We start from the raw sequence: 19,336 nt of genomic DNA, 5'->3' as shown, positions 1-19,336 counted from the left end.
GTCCGGCGCGACGCCGCGTCAACGGACGACGAGAGACGTCGTTCCAACTATGTTTCGTGCAACCCCTTAGAGGTTACCACAGCGAGGGCGAAGATCCTGTTCCAGCGTGGCCGTCGCCCTTCGCGGGCCGCTGAAGAAGCGGCCACCTCAGGATGGCGGGGATAGAGCGAAGCTCGCTCAACCGAGCTCGTCATTGCGAGCGCAGCGAAGCAATCCAGGCTGTCGCCGCAGAAGGATTCTGGATTGCTTCGCTGCGCTCGCAATGACGATGGGGAGATAGCACGCCAAGACGGACCCACCATCCTAGAGGTGCTCGCTTTCGTTCGAAGCCAACGCCGCCTGCCCCGCAATCTCATCCGCTCGCCAGCAGCGCACCGCATGCCCATCCGCGCGCGTCTCCAGCACCGGCCCCGGCTCCCTGCGGCATACCGCTTCCGCATAACGACACCGCGGGCTGAACGCGCATCCGTTCGGCGGATTGAGCGGATTGGGCTGGTCTCCCCCTGTCGTCGCCAGCGGGGCATGGCGCAAGGGATCGGGGATGGCGGCAATCAAGGCTTGGGTATAGGGGTGCGCCGGGCGTTCGAAGATTTCGCGCCAGTCGCCGTTCTCGACGATGCGGCCGAGATACATCACGGCAACCCTATCGCTCATGTGCTCGACCACGCCGAGGTCGTGGCTGATCATGATGTAGGACAGACCGAGCGTGTCCTTCAATTCCAGCAGCAGGTTGATGATCTGGGCGCGGATCGAGACGTCGAGCGCCGAGACGGGCTCGTCGCAGATGACGAGCTTGGGGTTGAGGATCAGGGCGCGCGCAATGCCGATACGCTGGCGCTGGCCGCCGGAGAATTCATGCGGGTAGCGGTCGGCCTGCTCGGGCCGCAGGCCGACATGCCGCAGCATGGTCGCGACGCGATCCTCGATCTCGCTCCTTGCGGTCACGCCATGCACACGAAGGGGATCCTCCAGCGTGCGACGCACGGTCTGGCGCGGATTGAGCGAGGCGTAGGGGTCCTGAAAGACGATTTGGACAGTCCGGGCCAGTGATTTGCGATCGCCGGACGGCCGGCCGGTCACGACCTGCCCGTCCAGCACGACGCGGCCGCGCGTCGGTGTCAACAGGCCCAGGATCGACAACGCCACCGTCGACTTGCCGGAACCGGACTCGCCGACGAGGCCGAGGCACTCGCCGCGCTTCAGCTTGAGATCGACGCCGTCGACGGCACGAAGTAACCGCTGGCCGCGGCCGAACAAGCCGCCGCCCAGCGGAAAATGAACCGCGAGATCCTCGACGCTGAGAATGAGATCGTCGTCCGGCCTCCCCTCACCCGATCTGTTTTTGGGCTCATGCATGGTGATGACACCTCACCAGGCCGCCGGCTTCAAGAGCATCCGCCATCGGCACGACGGTCCTGCAAATGTCCGTCGCATTTGCGCAGCGCGGATTGAACCGGCAGCCCTCCGGAAAACTCGTGATCGCCGGGACGACGCCCGCGATCTCCTTCAGCCTGCTGCGGCCGAGCGCAGCACGGCTGCCGAGCCGCGGCAGCGAGGCGACCAGGCCTTGCGTATAGGGATGCGAGGGCGCGCGGAAGATGTCGGCGGAGCCGCGCTCCTCGACGATGCGGCCGGCATACATGACGGCGACGCGGCGGCAGACATTGGCGACCAGGCCGAGGTCGTGGCTGATCATCAGGATCGCCGTGCCGCGTTCGGCGCAGAGATTGCGCATCAGCTCGATGATCTCGGCCTGCACGGTCACGTCGAGCGCGGTTGTCGGCTCGTCGGCGATCAGGAGATCCGGACTGCAGGCGAGCGCAATGGCGATCATCACGCGCTGGCGCATGCCGCCGGAGAGCTGGTGCGGGTAATCGTTGACGCGCCGCTCCGGCGCGGGAACGCGGACGCTCGCCAGCGCCTCGACCGCAAGCTTATTGGCCTCGCGCCAGCTCTTGCCCTTGTGCAGCACGAACATCTCGGCAATCTGCCGCCCCACCGGCGAGACCGGGTTCAGCGCCGTCATCGGCTCCTGGAAGATCATCGCGATGCGATTGCCGCGCAGATCCCGTTGCCGGGCGGCTGAAAGGTGCTGGATCTCCTGTCCGTCAAACCGGATGACGCCGCCGCCGATCGACAGCGGCTGCCGCAGCAGGCCGATCAGGGCGAGCGCCGTGATGCTCTTGCCGCAGCCGGATTCGCCGACAAGACCAAACGTCTCGCCACGATCGATGCGGAATGAAATGCCCTCGGCCGCCGCAACGCGCCGCGATCCATTGTCGAGATCGATGCGCAAATCCTGGACCTCGATCAGCGGCGCGCCGGTCATGTCCGCCTGCTCCGCGATTGGGGATCGAGAATGTCGCGCAGGCCGTCGCCAAGCAGATTGAGCCCGAGCACCGTCAGGAAGATGGCGAGGCCCGGAAATACCGAGAGCCACGGCGCCGTCGTGATCTGGTCACGGGCGTCCGACAACATGCTGCCCCAGCTCGGAAACGGCGGGCGGACGCCGAGGCCGAGGAACGACAATGCGGCCTCGGAGAGGACCGCGCTGCCCATGCCGAGCGTGCCGATGACGACGATCGGCCCCAGCATGTTCGGCAACAGCTGCGTGATCATGATGCGCAGATCGCCGTAGCCGAGCACGGTCGCGGCCTGCACATAGCCCTGGCTCCTCAGCGACAGCGCCGAGGCCCGCGCGATCCGGCAGGTGAAGGACCAGTTGGTCAGCCCGAGCGCGATCAGCAGGCTCGTCAGGCCGGGTCCAAGCACCGCCATGATGGCGAGCGCGAAGATCAGCGAGGGGATCGCGAGCATGACATTGGTCAGGGCGTTGACGACATCGTCCCACCAGCCGCCCCAATACCCCGCGCTCAGGCCCAGCGCCACGCCGATGACGCTGTTGATGAGCTGCGAGACGATGCCGACCGTCAGCGAGACACGCGCGCCGTAGACGACGCGGGAATAGATGTCGCGGCCCTGGTCGTCGGTGCCGAACCACCAGGTCCAGCCCGGAGGCTCCTCCGCGTTCAGCAGATTGGCGTCCAGGACGGGATCGGTGTGCGCCAGCCACGGCGCGAGCACACCGACCAGGATCGCGAGCGCGAACAGCGCGCCACCGATGATGAGATTGGCGCGGAGCTTCATGCGTATCTGATCCTGGGATCAATCACGCCGTAGAGCACGTCGATCAGCAGATTGATCGCGAGGAAGGCCAGCACCACTACGAGAATCGAGCCCTGGACGGCCGGAATGTCGCGCTGCAGGACGCTGTCGACCAGCAACGAACCGATGCCCGGCCAGGAGAACAATTTCTCGACGACGACCGCCTGCCCCATCAGCCCGCCGAACTGCAGGCCGACGGTGGTGAGAATGATGACCAGCGCGTTGCGCATCACGTGCCATTTCACCACCCTGACCTCGCTCATGCCCTTGGAGCGCGCGGTGCGGACGAAATCAGCCGTCATGATCTCGAGCACCGCAGCGCGCGTCGTCCGGGCAAACAGCGCCATCGGCGAGACGCCAAGCGTCACCGCCGGGAGGATCAGGTATTTCAGGCCGCCATCGCCATAGCCGAAACTCGGCAGCCAGCCGAGCTTCAGCGCAAACAGATACATCAGCACCAGCCCGAGCCAGAACTTGGCAATGGACAGGCCCGACACCGCCACGACCATGGCCGCGCTGTCGACCAGACCGCCCGGCCGCAATGCCGCGATGAAGCCGAGCGGCACGCCGAGCAGAACCGAAAACGCCATGGCGGTGAAGATCAGTTGCAGCGTCGGCCAGGCCCGCTTGGCGATCATGGTCGTCACAGGCTCGCGGGTCCGGAACGACGTGCCGAAATCACCGGTGGCGAGCTTGGCGATATAGCCGCCGAAACGCACATGGACGGGCTCGTCGAGGCCAAGCTGCTTCTTCAGGCGCAGCTCGACCTGGGGATCGGCGTCGTCGCTCATGGACGAGACGATGCTGCCGGGAACGACGCTGAACAGCACGAACACCAGAGCCACGACAGCTAGCACGGTCGGAATGGTTTGCAGCAGGCGGCGGATCAGGAAGGAGAGCATCGGCACTTTCTTCCGCCCCCCATCGCTCATGGCGATGGAGGGAGCACGAGAACGCGTGTCACTTCGCGGGCGAGGTCTCGTCGACCCAGAGGTCCTCGACATTCTGGTGGGTCAGCTCCGTCGCGTTCAGCTGAACGCCGTGGAGCCACGGCTGCACCGCCATGACCGCCTTGTTGTAGTTGAAGAACCAGACCGGCGCCTCGTCATAGAGCAGCGCGTTGGCCTTCTGCAGCAGCTGGGTGCGCTTGGCAGTATCGTCGGCCTGCCCGGCCTCATCGATGATCTTGTCGAACTCGGCATTTTTGAAGTTCATGTAGTTGCAGGCCGATTGCGGCGTCGAGGAGTGGAAGCATTTCAGGGCGGCCTGGGGGTCCGGGCCGGTCTGCTGGGAATAGATGAAGGCCTGGTAGTCGCCGGAGCGAACCACCTCCGACAGCACCGCGGCCTCGACCTGCTTGACCTTCGCCTTGATGCCGACCTTATCCAGCATCGGGATCACGGCCGCGACGATCGGCAGGCCCCAGCTTTCATTCTGGCTGGTGGTCCATTCGAATTCGAAGCCGGAAGGATAGCCGGCCTCCGCAAGCAGCTGCCTGGCCTTGGCGGGATCGTAGGGGTACGGCTTCATCGCCTTGTCGTAGGCCGTCGAGGTCAGAGGCAGCCAGCTGGTGGCACGATAGGCCTTGCCCTTGACCAGCTTGTTGATGATCAAATCAGTATCGATCGCATAGTTGATCGCCTGCCGGACACGCTTGTCGGCGAACGGCTTGAACGCGGGATTGATCCCCATGTAACGCGTGAACACCTCGGCGACCTCGGCGATGGTGCCCTTGAGGTTGGGATCAGCCTGATAGGCGACATATTGCGCCGGCCCGAGCACGGAGGTGTCGATCTCCTTGTTGCGGAAGGCGACATCGCGTGCCGCGGCCTCGCCCATGACCGACACGATGACCTTGTCGGCGTAGGGCTTGCCGGGCTTGTAGAACCGGTCCCAGCGCTCCATGACGATGCGCGATCCCGGCACGTGCTCGACGAATTTGAACGGTCCAAGGCCGATCGGGTGCTGGATGAAGCTGTCCTTGACAGCCTCGTCGGCGGGATAGATCGAGGTCAGCGCGGTGAACAGGTAGAAGGCCGGATCGACCTTCTCGGTCAGCTTCATCTCGACGGTGAAATCATCGATCTTCTTCAGGCCGGATATCTCCTTGGCCTGGCCCTTCTCCACCGCGGCCGCGCCCTCGATGATGCGGACATAACGCGCGCCAGGATAGGCCTTGCTGCCGTCCATGATGCGGTTGTAGGACCAGATGACGTCGTCGGCCGTCATCTTGCGGCCATTGTGGAAGTAGGCGTCGTCGCGGAGCTTGAAGGTGTAGACGAGACCGCCGCCGGAGACGACAGCCTCCTTGGCAAGTTCCGGAACCGGCTTTCCTTCCGCGGAATCCCAGATGTAGAGCGAACGATGCAGGGCCTTGGCGTAGATCTCGTCCTGGGCGCGCTGGGTGGTGTGGATGTCCAGACTGGTGAAGCTCGAGCCATAGGGCGCGGTCATGCGGATGGTTCCGCCCTTGCGCGGTGTCTGGGCCTCTGCCGGGGCGGCGAGCGCCAGCCCCAAGCCCGCAACGATCGCAATCATCCTGAACATCATATGTCCCCCAACAACGCAGGTATCCCGATCAGGGATTTGATCATTCGGAGCCCGTCGAATGCAAGCCTCGTTTTGATGGAGACGGGTTCCGGAGGCCTCTGCGATCGGGTTGCATTGACGCGGTGCGTCATGAAGCGACCGGGACCGGTGAACATTTTTCGCGATGAACGCGACCAAGCTCAGAATCGTTATCTGAGCCCCAGGGATCGCGGAAAAAATGACTCGCCGAACGCTATTTATCCTGCTCGCCGGCACGCTGGTCGCCGCGACGGCTGCGATGGCGATCCCCGTCACGCCAGATCCGGCCCAGGACGGCTCCACAGACAGCATCCGGTTCGGTTGGCGCCGCACCTCACGGTCAAACGACTACATCGACCAGACCTGGTGGGCGATCAGGGACCGTTGCTGAAGCGGCTGATATCATCGTCAATGAGCGAACCATCACACTGGCGGCTCACGCCGGAGAGAAACTGGTGGACTCCGACGCCGAGGCCGGCGAATTGCCCGATAGCCAGAAGCTCGATCTGCCGCCGGGCAAGTACAAGGTCACCCTGAAGGTGGACGCGAGCGCGCCGCAGAGCCGGGAGTTTGAAGTCGCGGCCGACGAGACCTGGGGTCTGCTGGTCGGCCCGGACGGCGCTGCACTTCCGATCCGGCTGTATTGACGCGCCCTCAGCAATCGCGCGCTCTCGCCTCGTCATTGCGAGGAGCTCTTGCGACGAAGCAATCCAGACTGCCTCTGCGGAAAGATTCTGGATTGCTTCGCTACGCTCGCAATGACGGAGGATGCGGCAGCGCCTCGCGCAATTCCGTACCACCGTGCATCGCAAACGAAGGCACCCGCAGACGAACCAGCTCTCTCCGCCGTCATTGCGAGGAGCTCGCGACAAAATTGCGTAGCAATTTTGCGCTGATGCGACGAAGCAATCCAGGCTGCTTCCGCGGAAAGATTCTGGATTGCTTCGCTGCGCTCGCAATGACGGACCGCGGAGGCGCACTCCTCGCCATGAGGCTCCGGTCAGCCGGATAGCTCCGGCTGCCAATCGCGCAATTTTCGCGCAGCGCCTGTGACGTCGGCGATCGTCCGAAACGCCACCGCCTCCACCATCATTCCGCGTGCGAGCCGCACGGCGCGGGCTTCGCTGATGGCGCGGCTCTTCGGATCCTCGATCAGCTCAAAGTCGATGTTGTGAGCGAGTCCGAAGATGCGGCGGATCGTTTTCGCGGCGGCGAACCCGACCGTGTCGGTGAACAGACGCTGTAGATAGGCCTGCCGCTCGATCTCCAGCCGCGCGGCGCCCTTGTCGCCGGCGAACAGCGAGACCGGATAGGCGTCGCCGCGGGCTTCCGTCCGCCAGAGGCCAAGGAATTTTCGCGCGAACCCGTTCCAGACTTTCTCGACTGTCTGCAGCACCCAGCTCTCAAATGCCTGCCGCTCGCCAGGCGCGCGTTCATGACCGCTTGATGCAAAATAGGCCATCAGGAGGTTCGCCAGCACCGCGCCGACGTCAAAACCCATCGGGCCGTAGAATGCGAATTCCGGGTCGATCACCCGCGTCTCGCCCTCGGTCACCATGATCGAGCCGGTGTGGAGATCGCCATGGAGCAGGCCTTCCGGGCTTGCCATGAACTTCAGCTTCAGCCGGGAGATCGCGACATGCAGCTCCATGTCGTCGCGCAAGGATGCGGCCAGGCCGTCGAGGTACGGCGCGGTCCAGCGGTTCTGCGCGGCCACGCGGTAGGGATCGGTAAAGATCAGATCCTCGGTGATCTTGCACAGCGCATGGTTGCCGGCGAAGGCCGCGATCGCGTCCTTCTTCTCGGCGGCTGTGAGCGCGAGGTCGGAGGTGAAGAACAGCGTCCGCGCCATGAAGGTGGTGATGTCCTCGACGAAGCGCGGGTAGCGCGTCCCAGCCACCAGCCCCTTGCGCATGATGACGTGGGGCTCGAGCAGCTCCATCACGGTGAGTGCCAGCGTCTCGTTGTGGTGCAGCAGCGCCGGCACGAGGCCGGGCGCGAGCTCGGCCTGCCGGGACAACGCGAGATATTCGTAATGGGCCCGCGACAGCGGCAGCGGCCAGCTCTCGCCGACCAGGCGGACGTAAGGCAGCGCCTGCTTCACGGCGATGCCGCCGCGGTTGCCCTTGACGATGAAGACGAGGTTGAGATTGCCGTCGCCGACCTCGGTGATGGCCCAGCCGGCCGGCGCGCCGCCGAGCAGTGCCGCGATCTCAGGCAAGCCTGCGAGATAGTCCCGCAAGGCCGCTTCCTGCAGAATCCGATAGTCCCCCACCCGGCTCCCGGTCATGACGATCCCATCCCATGCTTGGCAAGGCCGGATCGTTACTCCCGCTCCAGGAAGCTCGAGCCGATCTCGGCCTTTCTTTTGATGGGATCGTAATCACAATAAACGCTGTCCGCCACCAGCGTGTAGCTGGCGCTGACGGCGTATTTGTCCAGCTTGACCGAGTTCAGGCCGATGACCGAGGTGCTCTTGCCGCCGTTCCATTTGAACGGCGTCGAGCTCTTGGCCTGCTCGCAGGCCATCACGGCCTCGTTGAAGACGTAGCCCTCGACGAACGCCTTAAGGGTTCGCGCCTGCACGGCCGTCCTCCATTCAAGATAGCCGATGGCACTGATCCCGGCAACGATCAGCACCAGAAGCGCGACGACGATCCTCTGAAAAGTCATTCGTTATTCCCCAACTTATCGAACTATCTCGGGCGTCATTGCGAGCGAAGCGAAGCAATCCAGAATCTTTCCGCGGTGGGATACTGGATTGCTTCGCTGCGCTCGCAATGACGACCTTGGTTTGTCTCTCGTCGGCTCACCTCTAAAACGGCATTCCCATCAATTTGGAGAGGCGTTCGATCGAGAGATAGCCGGCCTCATAGGCGGCCATGCCGAGGCCATAGATGATCGCCGAGATGATCGTGGTCCAGATCAGCTTGCGCTTCATGCCGGTCAGGACCGGGGCGCCGGGGTCGGTGCCGGGCGCGCCGACGCCATCCTCGTGCTGACTGCGCACGCCGAACGGCAGGGTCAGAAACAGTGCGATCCACCAGATGACGAAGTAGATCGCGAGCGCGGTTGAGATCTGGGCGGCCATGATCCCGGCCTTACGCCTGCTCGATTTCGACCAGCGCCCCGGAAAAGTCCTTCGGGTGCAGGAACAGCACCGGCTTGCCGTGGGCGCCGATCTTCGGCACGCCGTCGCCGAGGATGCGCGCGCCCTCCTTCACCAGGGTGTCGCGCGAGGCGATGATGTCGACGACCTCGTAGCAGACGTGGTGGATGCCGCCATCGGCATTGCGCTCGAGAAACTTTGCGATCGGCGAGGTCTCGCCGAGCGGCTCGATGAACTCGATCTTGGTGTTGGGGAGCGTCGCGAACACGGTGGTGACGCCATGCTCGGGCAGCGCGACGGCCTCGGAAATCTGCGCCCCGAACGCCGCGCCGTAGATCCTGGCAGCCTTGATCGCGTCCTTTGTGGCGATCGCCACATGGTTGAGCCGGCCCAGCATGTGCTTCTCCCTTAGACTGTCAGGATGTGTACCAGACAGGGGGGCTTTTTGCCCCAATGTTCGTTGATGACCGCCCGGACTGCGCGCCGCACCGATTCAGCCAGCGCGTCCGGATCCCGGCGCCGCGCCTTCGGCAGGCCCTCGATCGTGGACATCACGGCATCGAAGACGATGTCATCGAACGGCTCGCCCGCCCGGTTCTTCTCGGGGATGCCGACCAGATCGACCTCGGGCTCGTCGGCGAGCTCGCCCTGTGCGGTCATGGCGATGGCGACGAAGGCACAGCCGGAGAACGCCATGCGGCGGCGCTCGACCACCGCGCGGGACTTGGAATCCTCCAGAATAGTCCCGTCCTTGTAGAGCCGGCCCGACGGCACCTCGCCGATGATGCCGGGATCGCCGGGACCGAGCTTGACGAGGTCGCCGTTGCGAATGACCAGCACACGCGGCACGCCGGCAGCGCGCGCGAGCTTGGCGTGCTCGTTCAGGTGCAGGGCCTCGCCATGGACGGGGATGAGGAGCTGCGGCTTCACCCAGGAGATCATGTCGCGCAGCTCGTCGCGGCGCGGATGGCCGGAGACGTGAACCAGATGGTCGCGGTCGGTGAGGACCTCGACGCCTTGCAGCACCAGATTGTTGATGATCGAGCCGACTGCCTTCTCGTTGCCCGGGATCGTGCGCGAGGAGAAGATCACGCTGTCGCCGCGGTTGAGCGTGATCTCGGGATGGTCGTCATTGGCGATGCGGGCCAATGCGGCGCGGGGCTCGCCCTGGCTGCCGGTGCAGAGCGCCAGCACCTTGTCCTGCGGCAGATGGCCGTAGACCTCGGGCGAACGGAAATTCTGGACGCCGTCGAGATAGCCGGTCTCGCGCGCGACCTGCACCACGCGCTCCATGGCGCGGCCCACCACGACGACCTCGCGGTCGGCGGCTTTCGCCGCGTCGGCGACGGCCTTGATGCGGGCGACGTTGGAGGCGAAGGTCGTGACCGCGACGCGGCCCTTGGCTGATTTGACGAGGTCGATGATGGTGCGGGCGACTTCGGCTTCGGAAGGCGAACGGCCGTCGCGCACGGCGTTGGTGGAATCGCCGATCAGGGCGAGCACGCCCTCCTCGCCGAGCTCGCGCAGCCGCTTCTCGTCGGTCGGACGTCCCAGCGTCGGGGTCGGGTCGATCTTCCAGTCGCCGGTGTGCAGCACCGTGCCGGCCTCGGTGTGGATCGCCAGCGCATGCGCTTCCGGAATCGAGTGCGCGACCGGGATGAACTCGACGTTGAAGGGGCCGACGTCGATACGGCCGCCGGAGGGGACCACGGTGACGGGAATTTTCGGCGCATTACGCTCGGCAGCGCATTTGGCCTCGAACAGCGCCGCGCTGAATTGCGTGGCGTAGATCGGGCATTTCAGCCTGGGCCAGAGGTCGATGATGGCGCCAAAATGGTCCTCATGGGCGTGGGTCAGCACCAGGCCCATCAGGTTCTTGCGCTCCTTCTCCAGGAAGCTGATGTCCGGCATGATCAGGTCGATGCCGGGCAGATGCTCCTCGTCGCCGAAGGAGACGCCGAGATCGACCGCCAGCCAGGACCGCTGCTGGCGGTTACCAAGGCCGTAGATCGACAGGTTCATGCCGATCTCGCCGACGCCGCCGAGCGGCGCAAATACCAGTTCGTCGGGCCTCGCCATCACGCAGCTCCTACCGAACGAACCGGGCCAAAGAACACCTCGCCCGCGGCCACCGGCACACGACGGCCCTCCGCGGTGCGGACGATCAGGCAGCCGGTGTCGTCGATCGTGTCAAAAATGCCTTCCAGCGTCGTCGTTCCCGTATTGATCGCGATCGGCTCGCCAAGGCGGGCGGCGCGCTCCAGCCAGAGTTTTCGGATCTCGGCAAAGCCGCGACCATTGTCCCAGATGCCGCGAAACTCGACCCAGGTATCCGTCAGCGCCGAGAACAGCTCCTCTGCGCTGATCTGGACGCCGAGAGCTGCGAGCGATACCGCCGGCGTCGGCGTGCCCTCGGGCGCCGACACGATATTGGTGCCGATGCCGACCACAATGGCGAGGCGATCGCCGACGGCTTCGGCCTCCAGCCCGATGCCGACCAGCTTCTTGCCATTGGCGAGGACGTCGTTCGGCCATTTCAGGGTGTAGCGCGGCCGGTCGGGCCCGAGCCGTAGCGCGGCTTCGATACTGACTTTCTCCAGGGCGGCTTCCTGCGCCAGCCCGGCGGCGAAACCTATCGTCGCGGCGACCGCAGGGGCCAAGTTCACGACTTCGAGGACACTGGCAGCGAGATTGCCCTTTGGCGAGACCCAGGCACGCTGGCGGCGACCGCGGCCCGCCGTCTGCTCCGCTGTCACGAACCAGATCGGGCCGCGTTCGCCGGAACGCGCGCTTTCGATCGCATCCGTGTTGGTCGAGCCGGTCCGCTCAGAAGCTGCGAGCCTGTAGCCCGCCGCGATCGCACGAGGACCGAGCGCGAAGCCCATCCTAGAACAGCGACTTGGCGGCTGCGGAGGCGACGCTCACCACCGGACCCGCGAACAACGCGAACAGGATATTGAACAGGCCCGCGACCGCCAGCACCGTCTTGACCTCGACGCGCACCGGATCGACCTGGCCGGCCGGCTCATCGAAATACATCGTCTTGACGATGGTGAGATAGTAGTAGGCGCCAACCACACTGGAGAGCACGCCGATCACGGCGAGCGTGAACAAATTCGCCTTGATGGCGGCCACGAAGACGTACCATTTGGCGAAGAAGCCGGCGAGCGGCGGAATGCCGGCGAGCGAGAATAGCAGCATCGCGAACATGAAGGCGAGCAGCGGGTTGGTGCGCGAGAGACCGGCGAAATCGCTGATCTGCTCGACGGCCTGGCCGTTACGCTTCATGGCAAGGATGATCGAGAACGAGCCGAGCGTCATCGCGACGTAGATCACGATGTACATCAGCACGCCCTGGGCGCCCTCGACGGTGCCGGCGGCAAGGCCGACCAGCGCAAAGCCCATATGGCCGATCGAGGAGTACGCCATCAGGCGCTTGATGTTGCTCTGGCCGATCGCGGCGAACGAACCCAGCGCCATCGAGGCGATCGCCACGAACACCAGGATCTGCTGCCACTGCGAGACGATGCCGGGGAATGCGGTGAGCGTGACGCGGGTGAAGACAGCGAGCGCGGCCACCTTCGGCGCAGACGCGAAGAACGCGGTGACCGGGGTCGGGGCGCCTTCGTACACGTCGGGCGTCCACATGTGGAACGGCACGGCCGAGACCTTGAAGCAGAGACCCGCGAGCAGGAACACCAGGCCGAACACGAGGCCGATATTCGCGGCGGTCGCAGCCGAGGCGATGCCGGCGAAGCTGACGGTGCCGGTGAAGCCGTAGATCAGCGAGGCGCCGTAGAGAAGCATGCCCGAGGACAATGCACCCAGCACGAAGTACTTCAGGCCGGCTTCGGTCGACTTGGCGTTGTCACGGTTCGAGGTCGCCACGACGTAGAGCGCGAGCGACATCAATTCGAGGCCGAGATAGAGCGAGATCAGGTCGCCGGCCGAGATCAGCACCATCATGCCGAGCGTCGAGAGCAGCACCAGGATCGCGTACTCGAAAATGCGCCGCGACGGGTCCGACAGGAACTCGGTCGACAGCACCAGCGTCACCGCCGAGCCGATCAGGGCCAGGATCTTCATGAAGCGGGCGAAATCGTCGACGATGAAGCTGCCGCCGAAGGTCACCTGCTTGCCTGCGGGCAGCATGTATTCGAGCACGCCGACCACGATCAGCAGCAGCACCGCAAGCGTGTTCACCGCGCCGGTGGTCCCCTGCCCGCGATAGGCGCCGAGCATCAGAAGCGCCATGGCGCCGACCGCGAGCACGAGCTCGGGCAGCACCGGCGCCAGTTGATAACCTGCAGTCGTAAAGCTCATGGCGATATCCTGACCTGCCCGATCAATGGAGCAGTGCGGCGGCCTTCACGGCCGTCACAGCGGTGTTGTAATTGTTGACGAGTTGCTGGACCGAGGCGGCCGAGATGTCGAGCACCGGCTTCGGATAGATTCCGAACAGGATCGTCAGCGCGATCAGCGGGAACAGAGTCACGCACTCACGCAAAGTGAGATCCTTCATGCTCGCCAGCGACGGCTTGACCAGCGCCCCGAACACGACCTTGCGGTAGAGCCACAGCGCGTAGCATGCCGACAAGATCACGCCGGTCGTCGCGAAGAACGCGGTCGGGATCGAGACCTTGAAGGTGCCGAGCAGCGTCATGAACTCGCCGACGAAGCCGGACGTGCCGGGCAGACCGACATTGGCCATGGTGAACACCATGAAGGTCAGCGCATAGAGCGGCATCCGGTTGACGAGGCCGCCATAGGCCGTGATCTCGCGGGTGTGCATGCGGTCATAGACGATGCCGACGCAGAGGAACAGCGCGCCGGAGACGATGCCGTGCGAGATCATCTGGAACACGCCGCCGGCGACGCCCTGCATGGTGCCGGCGAAGATGCCCATGGTGACGAAGCCCATATGCGCAACCGACGAGTACGCGATCAGCTTCTTCATGTCCTCCTGCATCAGGGCCACCAGCGAGGTGTAGATGATGGCAATCACGGACATGGTGAAGATCAGCGGCGCGAAGTCATGCGAGGCCAGCGGGAACATCGGCAGCGAGAAGCGTAGGAAGCCGTACCCGCCCATCTTCAGCAGGATCGCCGCCAGCACCACGGAGCCGGCGGTCGGTGCCTCGACGTGCGCGTCGGGGAGCCAGGTGTGCACCGGCCACATCGGCATCTTCACTGCAAACGAGGCGAAGAAGGCGAGCCACGCCCAGGTTTGCAGCGACCTCGGCACGGCGGTGTGCATCAGGGTCGGGATGTCGGTGGTGCTGGCGTTCCAGTACAGCGCCATAATGGCGAGCAGCATCAAGACCGAGCCGAGCAGCGTGTAGAGGAAGAACTTGAAGGACGCATAGACCCGGCGCGGGCCGCCCCAGACGCCGATGATCAGGAACATCGGGATCAGGCCGCCTTCGAAGAACAGGTAAAACAGCACGAGGTCGAGCGCCGAGAAGGTGCCGATCATCAGCGTTTCCAGGATCAGGAACGCCATCATGTATTCACGCACCCGGCTCGTGACCGACTTCCAGCTCGCAATGATGCAGAACGGCATCAAGGCGGTGGTCAGGATCACGAAGGGCAGCGAAATGCCGTCGACACCCATGTGGTAGGTGATGCCGGTGGCGAGCCAGTTCGCCTTCTCGACGAACTGGAAGTCCGCATTCGACGGGTCGAAGCGCATGACCAGCAGCACCGACACCGCGAAGGTGATCAGCGTGGTCCACAGCGCGATCCAGCGCGAATTGCGCCTGGCCGCCTCGTCATCGCCGCGGCTGAGATAGACGATCAGCGCGCCGACCACCGGCAGGAACGTCGTGACCGATAGGATGGGCCAGGTTGTCATTTACTGGCCTCCAAGGCCGAACATGAACCAGGTGATCAGGCCGGCGGCACCGATCAGCATGGCGAATGCGTAGTGATAGAGATAGCCGGTCTGGATCTTCACGACGTTGCGGGTGATGTCCAGCACGCGGGCCGAGATACCGTCGGGGCCGAGGCCGTCGATGATGGAGCCGTCGCCCTTCTTCCAGAGCTGGTAGCCGATCCACTTCGCCGGACGGACGAAGATGAAGTCGTAGAGCTCGTCGAAGTACCATTTGTTGAGCAAGAATTGGTACAGCATCGGCTGCGTGTTCGCGAGCTCGACCGGGAGGTAGGGCTTGCGGATATAGAAGGTGTAGGACACCAGGAAGCCGCCGACCATCATCACGAAGGGCAGCCAGCCGAGCAGCGGCGGCATGTGCTCCATATCCTCGAGGATATGCGGGTTCATCTTCACGGACTCACGGAAGAACTCTTCCACGCCGTGAGGCCCGGTGAACAGCTCCTTGAACGGGAAGCCGGCGAGGACCGAGCCAACCGCCAGCACGCCGATCGGGATCAGCATCCAGATCGGGCTCTCGTGCGCGGCCTCGTAGTGCTCCTGGTCGTGCGGCTCGCCGAAGAAGGTCTTGAACACCAGCCGCCAGGAGTAGAACGAGGTCAGGCCGGCGGCTGCGATCGTCAACAGATAGGCATATATCGAGAACGGATTGTGCGAGGCGTAGGCGGACTCGATGATCGCATCCTTGGAGAAGTAGCCGGCGAATAGCGGGAAGCCAGTCAGCGCCAGCGTGCCGACGGTCATCACCGCGAACGTGTACGGGATCTTCTTCCAGAGGCCGCCCATGTTGCGGATGTCCTGCTCGTGGTGCATCGCGTAAATCACCGAGCCGGAGCCCAAGAACAGCAGCGCCTTGAAGAAGGCGTGCGTGAACAGATGGAACATGCCGACCGAATAGGCCCCCGCTCCCATCGCCACGAACATGTAGCCGAGCTGCGAACAGGTCGAGTACGCGACGATGCGCTTGATGTCGTTCTGGACGAGACCGATGGTCGCCGCGAAAAACGCCGTGGTCGCACCAAAGAACATCACGACGGCCTGGGCGTTCGGGGCGAGCTCGAACAGCGGCGACAGGCGCGCCACCATGAACACACCGGCGGTGACCATGGTCGCGGCGTGGATCAGCGCCGACACTGGCGTCGGGCCTTCCATCGCGTCCGGCAACCAGGTGTGCAGCAGGAACTGGGCCGATTTGCCCATCGCGCCCATGAACAGCAGCACGCAGGTCAGCGTCAGGGCGTCGGCGTGCCAGCCGAGGAAGTCGATGGTCTTGCCAGTCAGGCCGGGCGCCGCATGGAAGATAGTCTCGAAATCGGTCGAGCTGGTGAGGTAGAAGATCGCGAAAATGCCAAGCGCGAAGCCGAAATCGCCGACGCGGTTGACCACGAAGGCCTTGATGGCGGCGGCGTTCGCCGACGGCTTCTGGTACCAGAAGCCGATCAGCAGATAGCTCGCCAGACCCACGCCTTCCCAGCCGAAGAACATCTGCACGAGGTTGTCCGCCGTCACCAGCATCAGCATGGCGAAGGTGAACAGCGAGAGATAGCCGAAGAAGCGCGGCCGGTACGGATCCTCGTCCATGTAGCCGATGGAATAGAGATGCACGAGCGAGGACACGGTCGTCACCACCACCAGCATCACGGCGGTGAGCGTATCGACACGCAGCGTCCACCAGACCTCGAGCTCGCCGGAGAATATCCAGGGCAGAAGCTGGATCCGGGCGTCGTGGCCATTGAAGCCGACATCGACCAGCGTCATCCAGGACAGCGCCGCCGCCACGAACAGCAGCGCCGTGGTGATCAGCTCGGCACCGCGCGAGCCGGCGGCCGCCGGCTCGACCGGGCCGTGGCCGTGGTCGTCGTGGCCGTCACCGAGCTCGTGATGGCTCTCGTGGATGACCGAGGCATCCTCGTTGATCGTATCGGAGGCATGGGCTTGCGCACCGTGCCCGTGGTCGTCGTGATGCTCGACCGTGTCACCTGAGGGGTTGCGGGCATGCGCGCCGAACAGCGCGATCACGCCGGCCAGAATGGCGCCCAGCAGCGGCAGAAAGACGATTGCCTGGACCATAGCCGGGTTAACCCTTCATCAGATTGACGTCCTCAACCGCGATCGAGCCGCGGTTGCGGAAATAGACCACCAGGATGGCGAGACCGATCGCGGCTTCGGCAGCCGCAACGGTCAAGACCAGCAGCGCGAAGACCTGGCCGACGATGTCGCCGAGGAAGGTCGAGAATGCCACCAAATTGATGTTGACCGAGAGCAGGATCAGCTCGATCGACATCAGGATGACGATGATGTTCTTGCGGTTCAGGAAGATGCCGAGGATTCCAAGGGTGAACAGGATCGCGCCGACCGCCAGATAGTGCCCGAGCCCGACCGTCATTTCACCCACTCCGCCGCGTCGCTGTCCTGGAGCCCCTGCCCCGGTACCACCTTGCGCATCGCCATCGCCATTTCGGGCGTGCGTGCGTTCTGAACATTGATGTCCTGCCGCTTCACGTTCGCCTTGTGGCGCAGCGTCAGCACGATGGCGCCGATCATGGCGACCAGCAGCACCATGCCCGAGAGCTGGAAGTAGTGGACGTACTTCGTATAGAGCACGAGGCCCAGCGCCTCGGTGTTCGAGACGTTGGTCGGGATCGGCGACGTGATGGTCTTGCTCACGGTCGGATTGATGACCCAGGCGCCGACGGTCAGGAGCAGCTCGAACAGGAAGATGCCGCCGATCACGACTCCGACCGGCAGGTACTGGATGAAGCCCTCGCGCAGCTCGAGGAAGTCGACATCGAGCATCATGATCACGAACAGGAACAGCACCGCGACGGCGCCGACATAGACGACGATCAGGATCATTGCGAGGAATTCGGCGCCCAGCAGCACGAACAGGCCGGAGGCGTTGACGAAGGCCAGGATCAGGTACAGCACGGAGTGGACGGGATTGCGCGACACAATCACCATCACCGCCGAGGCGACGCAGACGCCGGCGAAGAGATAGAAGAACAGCGCGGGAAGGATCATGCTCTCATCTCACCGGTACGGCGCGTCGAGCTCGATCGCTTTTGCGATCTCGCGTTCCCAGCGGTCGCCGTTGGCGAGCAGCTTGGCCTTGTCATAGAACAGTTCCTCGCGGGTCTCGGTCGCGAACTCGAAGTTCGGACCTTCGACGATGGCGTCGACCGGGCAGGCCTCCTGGCAGAGGCCGCAATAGATGCACTTCACCATGTCGATGTCGTAGCGCACGGTGCGGCGGGTGCCGTCGTTGCGGCGCGGTCCGGCCTCGATGGTGATGGCCTGCGCCGGGCAGATCGCTTCGCACAGCTTGCACGCGATGCAGCGCTCCTCGCCGTTGGGATAGCGGCGCAGCGCGTGCTCGCCGCGGAAGCGCGGCGAGATCGGGCCCTTCTCGAACGGATAGTTCAGCGTCGGCTTCGGCTGGAAGAAATAGCGCATGGCGAGGAAGAACGCCGAGACGAATTCCGACAGCAGAAGCGAGCGTGCAGTGGCGTTGATGTTGATACCCATGACAGCCCTCACTTCGGCGCGATGCCGGCGAATTGCAGCACGCCGGCCACCACGACCACCATCGCCAGCGACAGCGGCAGGAACACCTTCCAGCCGAGGCGCATCAGTTGGTCGTAGCGGTAGCGCGGCACGATCGCCTTTGCCATCGCGAACAGGAAGAACATGAAGAACACTTTGATCGAGAACCAAATGATCCCCGGCACCCAGTTGAAGGGCGGCAGATCCACCGGCGGCAGCCAGCCTCCCAGGAACAGGATCGTTGCCAGCGCGCACATCGTGACGATCGCGACATACTCGCCGAGCATGAACAGCAAATACGGCGTCGAGCCATATTCGACCATGAAGCCGGCGACGAGCTCGGATTCCGCTTCGACCAGGTCGAAGGGCGGACGGTTGGTTTCCGCCAGCGCCGAGACGTAAAACACCACGAACATCGGGAACAGCGGCCAGACGTACCAGTTCAGGACGGTGAGCTGCGGCAGCCCGATCAGGCTGGCGAGGCCCCGCGCATGCTGGGCCTCGACGACGGCCGAGAGGTTCAGCGTACCGGCGCAGAGCAGCACCGTGATGATGACGAAGCCGATCGAGACCTCATAGGACACCATCTGCGCCGCGGAGCGCAGCGCGGCCAGAAACGGATATTTCGAGTTCGACGACCAGCCGGCCATGATGATGCCGTAGATCGACAGCGACGAGATCGCGAAGATGAAAAGGACGCCGACATTGATGTCGGAGATCACCCAGCCGAGATTGGTCGGGATCACCGCCCAGGCCGCGAGCGCGAGCACGCAGGACACCAGCGGCGCCAGCAGGAAAACGCCCTTGTTGGCACCAGACGGAATGATCGGCTCCTTGAGCACGAACTTCAGCAGGTCGGCGAAGGACTGGAACAGGCCCCAGGGCCCGACCACGTTCGGGCCGCGGCGGATCTGCACCGCCGCCCAGATCTTGCGATCGGCGAGCAGGATGTAGGCGATCGCGACCAAGAGAACGACGAGCACCAGCACGCTCTCCGCGATCATGATGATCAGCGGCCAGAGGAAGCCGGTCCAGAATGCGCTTGCGAAAAATTCCAT

Annotated in this window: 20 protein-coding genes; 2 read left to right on the top strand and 18 right to left on the bottom strand. The window is 64.1% G+C overall.

Annotated features, from left to right (window positions below; translation table 11 throughout):
* Positions 1 to 303: 303 nt before the first annotated feature.
* Genes FXB38_RS25250 through FXB38_RS25230 form a run of 5 tightly spaced genes read right to left on the bottom strand, consistent with a single transcriptional unit; the run spans position 304 to position 5,715 of the window.
* Positions 304 to 1,356 (bottom strand): ABC transporter ATP-binding protein, encoded by a 1,053-nt coding sequence (locus FXB38_RS25250; protein WP_148753648.1) that lies wholly within the window; start codon positions 1,354 to 1,356, stop codon positions 304 to 306.
* The gene (locus tag FXB38_RS25245; RefSeq protein ID WP_148753647.1) at positions 1,349 to 2,329 is read right to left on the bottom strand and encodes an ABC transporter ATP-binding protein; all 981 of its coding nucleotides are present in this window, start codon (positions 2,327 to 2,329) and stop codon (positions 1,349 to 1,351) included. Before FXB38_RS25245 ends, FXB38_RS25250 begins: the two co-directional genes overlap by 8 nt.
* Positions 2,326 to 3,147, bottom strand: a complete 822-nt coding sequence (locus FXB38_RS25240; protein WP_148753646.1) for an ABC transporter permease — start codon at positions 3,145 to 3,147, stop codon at positions 2,326 to 2,328. The genes FXB38_RS25245 and FXB38_RS25240 overlap by 4 nt, the downstream gene beginning before the upstream one ends.
* Positions 3,144 to 4,067 carry an ABC transporter permease gene (locus FXB38_RS25235; protein ID WP_148753842.1) on the bottom strand — a complete coding sequence of 308 codons (924 nt, stop codon included), beginning with the start codon at positions 4,065 to 4,067 and terminating at the stop codon, positions 3,144 to 3,146. Before FXB38_RS25235 ends, FXB38_RS25240 begins: the two co-directional genes overlap by 4 nt.
* A 58-nt stretch (positions 4,068 to 4,125) precedes the next feature.
* Positions 4,126 to 5,715, bottom strand: a complete 1,590-nt coding sequence (locus FXB38_RS25230) for an ABC transporter substrate-binding protein (RefSeq protein ID WP_148753645.1) — start codon at positions 5,713 to 5,715, stop codon at positions 4,126 to 4,128.
* 217 nt (positions 5,716 to 5,932) lie between these two features.
* On the opposite strand from FXB38_RS25230, the gene FXB38_RS43990 reads away from it, so the two are divergent.
* Positions 5,933 to 6,124, top strand: coding sequence for a hypothetical protein (locus FXB38_RS43990; RefSeq protein ID WP_246230111.1), 192 nt, complete (start codon positions 5,933 to 5,935; stop codon positions 6,122 to 6,124).
* Between the two features lie 64 nt (positions 6,125 to 6,188).
* Positions 6,189 to 6,380 (top strand): hypothetical protein, encoded by a 192-nt coding sequence (locus FXB38_RS43985; RefSeq protein ID WP_246230109.1) that lies wholly within the window; start codon positions 6,189 to 6,191, stop codon positions 6,378 to 6,380.
* 353 nt (positions 6,381 to 6,733) lie between these two features.
* Here the strand turns inward: FXB38_RS43985 and mtnK are convergent, their stop codons facing one another.
* The 13 genes from mtnK to nuoH all read right to left on the bottom strand — a co-directional run bounded on the left by mtnK (position 6,734) and on the right by nuoH (position 19,336).
* A complete protein-coding gene (mtnK, locus tag FXB38_RS25220; protein ID WP_148753644.1) occupies positions 6,734 to 8,023 on the bottom strand; it encodes an S-methyl-5-thioribose kinase in 1,290 nt (429 codons plus the stop codon).
* Between the two features lie 35 nt (positions 8,024 to 8,058).
* Complete coding sequence (locus FXB38_RS25215) at positions 8,059 to 8,406, bottom strand: hypothetical protein (RefSeq protein ID WP_148753643.1); 348 nt, start codon at positions 8,404 to 8,406, stop codon at positions 8,059 to 8,061.
* Positions 8,407 to 8,548: 142 nt separating this feature from the next.
* Positions 8,549 to 8,824: a DUF1467 family protein gene (locus tag FXB38_RS25210; RefSeq protein ID WP_148753642.1), complete on the bottom strand. Its 276-nt coding sequence runs from the start codon at positions 8,822 to 8,824 to the stop codon at positions 8,549 to 8,551.
* Positions 8,825 to 8,834: 10 nt separating this feature from the next.
* On the bottom strand, positions 8,835 to 9,239 hold the full coding sequence (gene mce / locus FXB38_RS25205; RefSeq protein ID WP_148753641.1) for a methylmalonyl-CoA epimerase: 405 nt from the start codon (positions 9,237 to 9,239) through the stop codon (positions 8,835 to 8,837).
* Between the two features lie 11 nt (positions 9,240 to 9,250).
* Positions 9,251 to 10,921, bottom strand: a complete 1,671-nt coding sequence (locus FXB38_RS25200; RefSeq protein ID WP_148753640.1) for a ribonuclease J — start codon at positions 10,919 to 10,921, stop codon at positions 9,251 to 9,253.
* A complete protein-coding gene (locus tag FXB38_RS25195) occupies positions 10,921 to 11,727 on the bottom strand; it encodes a biotin--[acetyl-CoA-carboxylase] ligase (RefSeq protein WP_148753639.1) in 807 nt (268 codons plus the stop codon). The genes FXB38_RS25200 and FXB38_RS25195 overlap by 1 nt, the downstream gene beginning before the upstream one ends.
* Position 11,728: 1 nt before the next feature.
* Entirely contained in the window at positions 11,729 to 13,165 is a 1,437-nt protein-coding gene (gene nuoN / locus FXB38_RS25190) for an NADH-quinone oxidoreductase subunit NuoN (RefSeq protein ID WP_148753638.1), read from the bottom strand.
* Positions 13,166 to 13,187: 22 nt separating this feature from the next.
* Complete coding sequence (locus FXB38_RS25185; RefSeq protein ID WP_148753637.1) at positions 13,188 to 14,696, bottom strand: NADH-quinone oxidoreductase subunit M; 1,509 nt, start codon at positions 14,694 to 14,696, stop codon at positions 13,188 to 13,190.
* A complete protein-coding gene (nuoL, locus tag FXB38_RS25180) occupies positions 14,697 to 16,805 on the bottom strand; it encodes an NADH-quinone oxidoreductase subunit L (protein WP_148753636.1) in 2,109 nt (702 codons plus the stop codon).
* A gap of 7 nt (positions 16,806 to 16,812) precedes the next feature.
* Entirely contained in the window at positions 16,813 to 17,121 is a 309-nt protein-coding gene (nuoK, locus tag FXB38_RS25175; RefSeq protein WP_092028826.1) for an NADH-quinone oxidoreductase subunit NuoK, read from the bottom strand.
* Positions 17,118 to 17,756, bottom strand: coding sequence for an NADH-quinone oxidoreductase subunit J (locus FXB38_RS25170; RefSeq protein WP_148753635.1), 639 nt, complete (start codon positions 17,754 to 17,756; stop codon positions 17,118 to 17,120). Before FXB38_RS25170 ends, nuoK begins: the two co-directional genes overlap by 4 nt.
* A 9-nt stretch (positions 17,757 to 17,765) precedes the next feature.
* The gene (gene nuoI / locus FXB38_RS25165) at positions 17,766 to 18,254 is read right to left on the bottom strand and encodes an NADH-quinone oxidoreductase subunit NuoI (RefSeq protein ID WP_027529879.1); all 489 of its coding nucleotides are present in this window, start codon (positions 18,252 to 18,254) and stop codon (positions 17,766 to 17,768) included.
* A 14-nt stretch (positions 18,255 to 18,268) separates the two neighbouring features.
* A complete protein-coding gene (gene nuoH, locus FXB38_RS25160; RefSeq protein WP_148753634.1) occupies positions 18,269 to 19,336 on the bottom strand; it encodes an NADH-quinone oxidoreductase subunit NuoH in 1,068 nt (355 codons plus the stop codon).

Origin of the sequence: Bradyrhizobium cytisi, from assembly GCF_008123515.1 — a bacterium.
Lineage (GTDB): Bacteria > Pseudomonadota > Alphaproteobacteria > Rhizobiales > Xanthobacteraceae > Bradyrhizobium > Bradyrhizobium cytisi.
Note: the sequence above shows the minus strand (reverse complement) of the source record. Positions and strands in the feature narration are given on the sequence as shown.

Coding starts and splice junctions, on each gene's coding strand:
- FXB38_RS25250 (WP_148753648.1), bottom strand. CDS start 1,356: ATGCATGAGCCCAAAAACAGATCGGGTGAGGGGAGGCCGGACGACGAT.
- FXB38_RS25245 (WP_148753647.1), bottom strand. CDS start 2,329: ATGACCGGCGCGCCGCTGATCGAGGTCCAGGATTTGCGCATCGATCTC.
- FXB38_RS25240 (WP_148753646.1), bottom strand. CDS start 3,147: ATGAAGCTCCGCGCCAATCTCATCATCGGTGGCGCGCTGTTCGCGCTC.
- FXB38_RS25235 (WP_148753842.1), bottom strand. CDS start 4,067: ATGCTCTCCTTCCTGATCCGCCGCCTGCTGCAAACCATTCCGACCGTG.
- FXB38_RS25230 (WP_148753645.1), bottom strand. CDS start 5,715: ATGATGTTCAGGATGATTGCGATCGTTGCGGGCTTGGGGCTGGCGCTC.
- FXB38_RS43990 (WP_246230111.1), top strand. CDS start 5,933: ATGACTCGCCGAACGCTATTTATCCTGCTCGCCGGCACGCTGGTCGCC.
- mtnK (WP_148753644.1), bottom strand. CDS start 8,023: ATGACCGGGAGCCGGGTGGGGGACTATCGGATTCTGCAGGAAGCGGCC.
- FXB38_RS25215 (WP_148753643.1), bottom strand. CDS start 8,406: ATGACTTTTCAGAGGATCGTCGTCGCGCTTCTGGTGCTGATCGTTGCC.
- FXB38_RS25210 (WP_148753642.1), bottom strand. CDS start 8,824: ATGGCCGCCCAGATCTCAACCGCGCTCGCGATCTACTTCGTCATCTGG.
- mce (WP_148753641.1), bottom strand. CDS start 9,239: ATGCTGGGCCGGCTCAACCATGTGGCGATCGCCACAAAGGACGCGATC.
- FXB38_RS25200 (WP_148753640.1), bottom strand. CDS start 10,921: ATGGCGAGGCCCGACGAACTGGTATTTGCGCCGCTCGGCGGCGTCGGC.
- FXB38_RS25195 (WP_148753639.1), bottom strand. CDS start 11,727: ATGGGCTTCGCGCTCGGTCCTCGTGCGATCGCGGCGGGCTACAGGCTC.
- nuoN (WP_148753638.1), bottom strand. CDS start 13,165: ATGAGCTTTACGACTGCAGGTTATCAACTGGCGCCGGTGCTGCCCGAG.
- FXB38_RS25185 (WP_148753637.1), bottom strand. CDS start 14,696: ATGACAACCTGGCCCATCCTATCGGTCACGACGTTCCTGCCGGTGGTC.
- nuoL (WP_148753636.1), bottom strand. CDS start 16,805: ATGGTCCAGGCAATCGTCTTTCTGCCGCTGCTGGGCGCCATTCTGGCC.
- nuoK (WP_092028826.1), bottom strand. CDS start 17,121: ATGACGGTCGGGCTCGGGCACTATCTGGCGGTCGGCGCGATCCTGTTC.
- FXB38_RS25170 (WP_148753635.1), bottom strand. CDS start 17,756: ATGATCCTTCCCGCGCTGTTCTTCTATCTCTTCGCCGGCGTCTGCGTC.
- nuoH (WP_148753634.1), bottom strand. CDS start 19,336: ATGGAATTTTTCGCAAGCGCATTCTGGACCGGCTTCCTCTGGCCGCTG.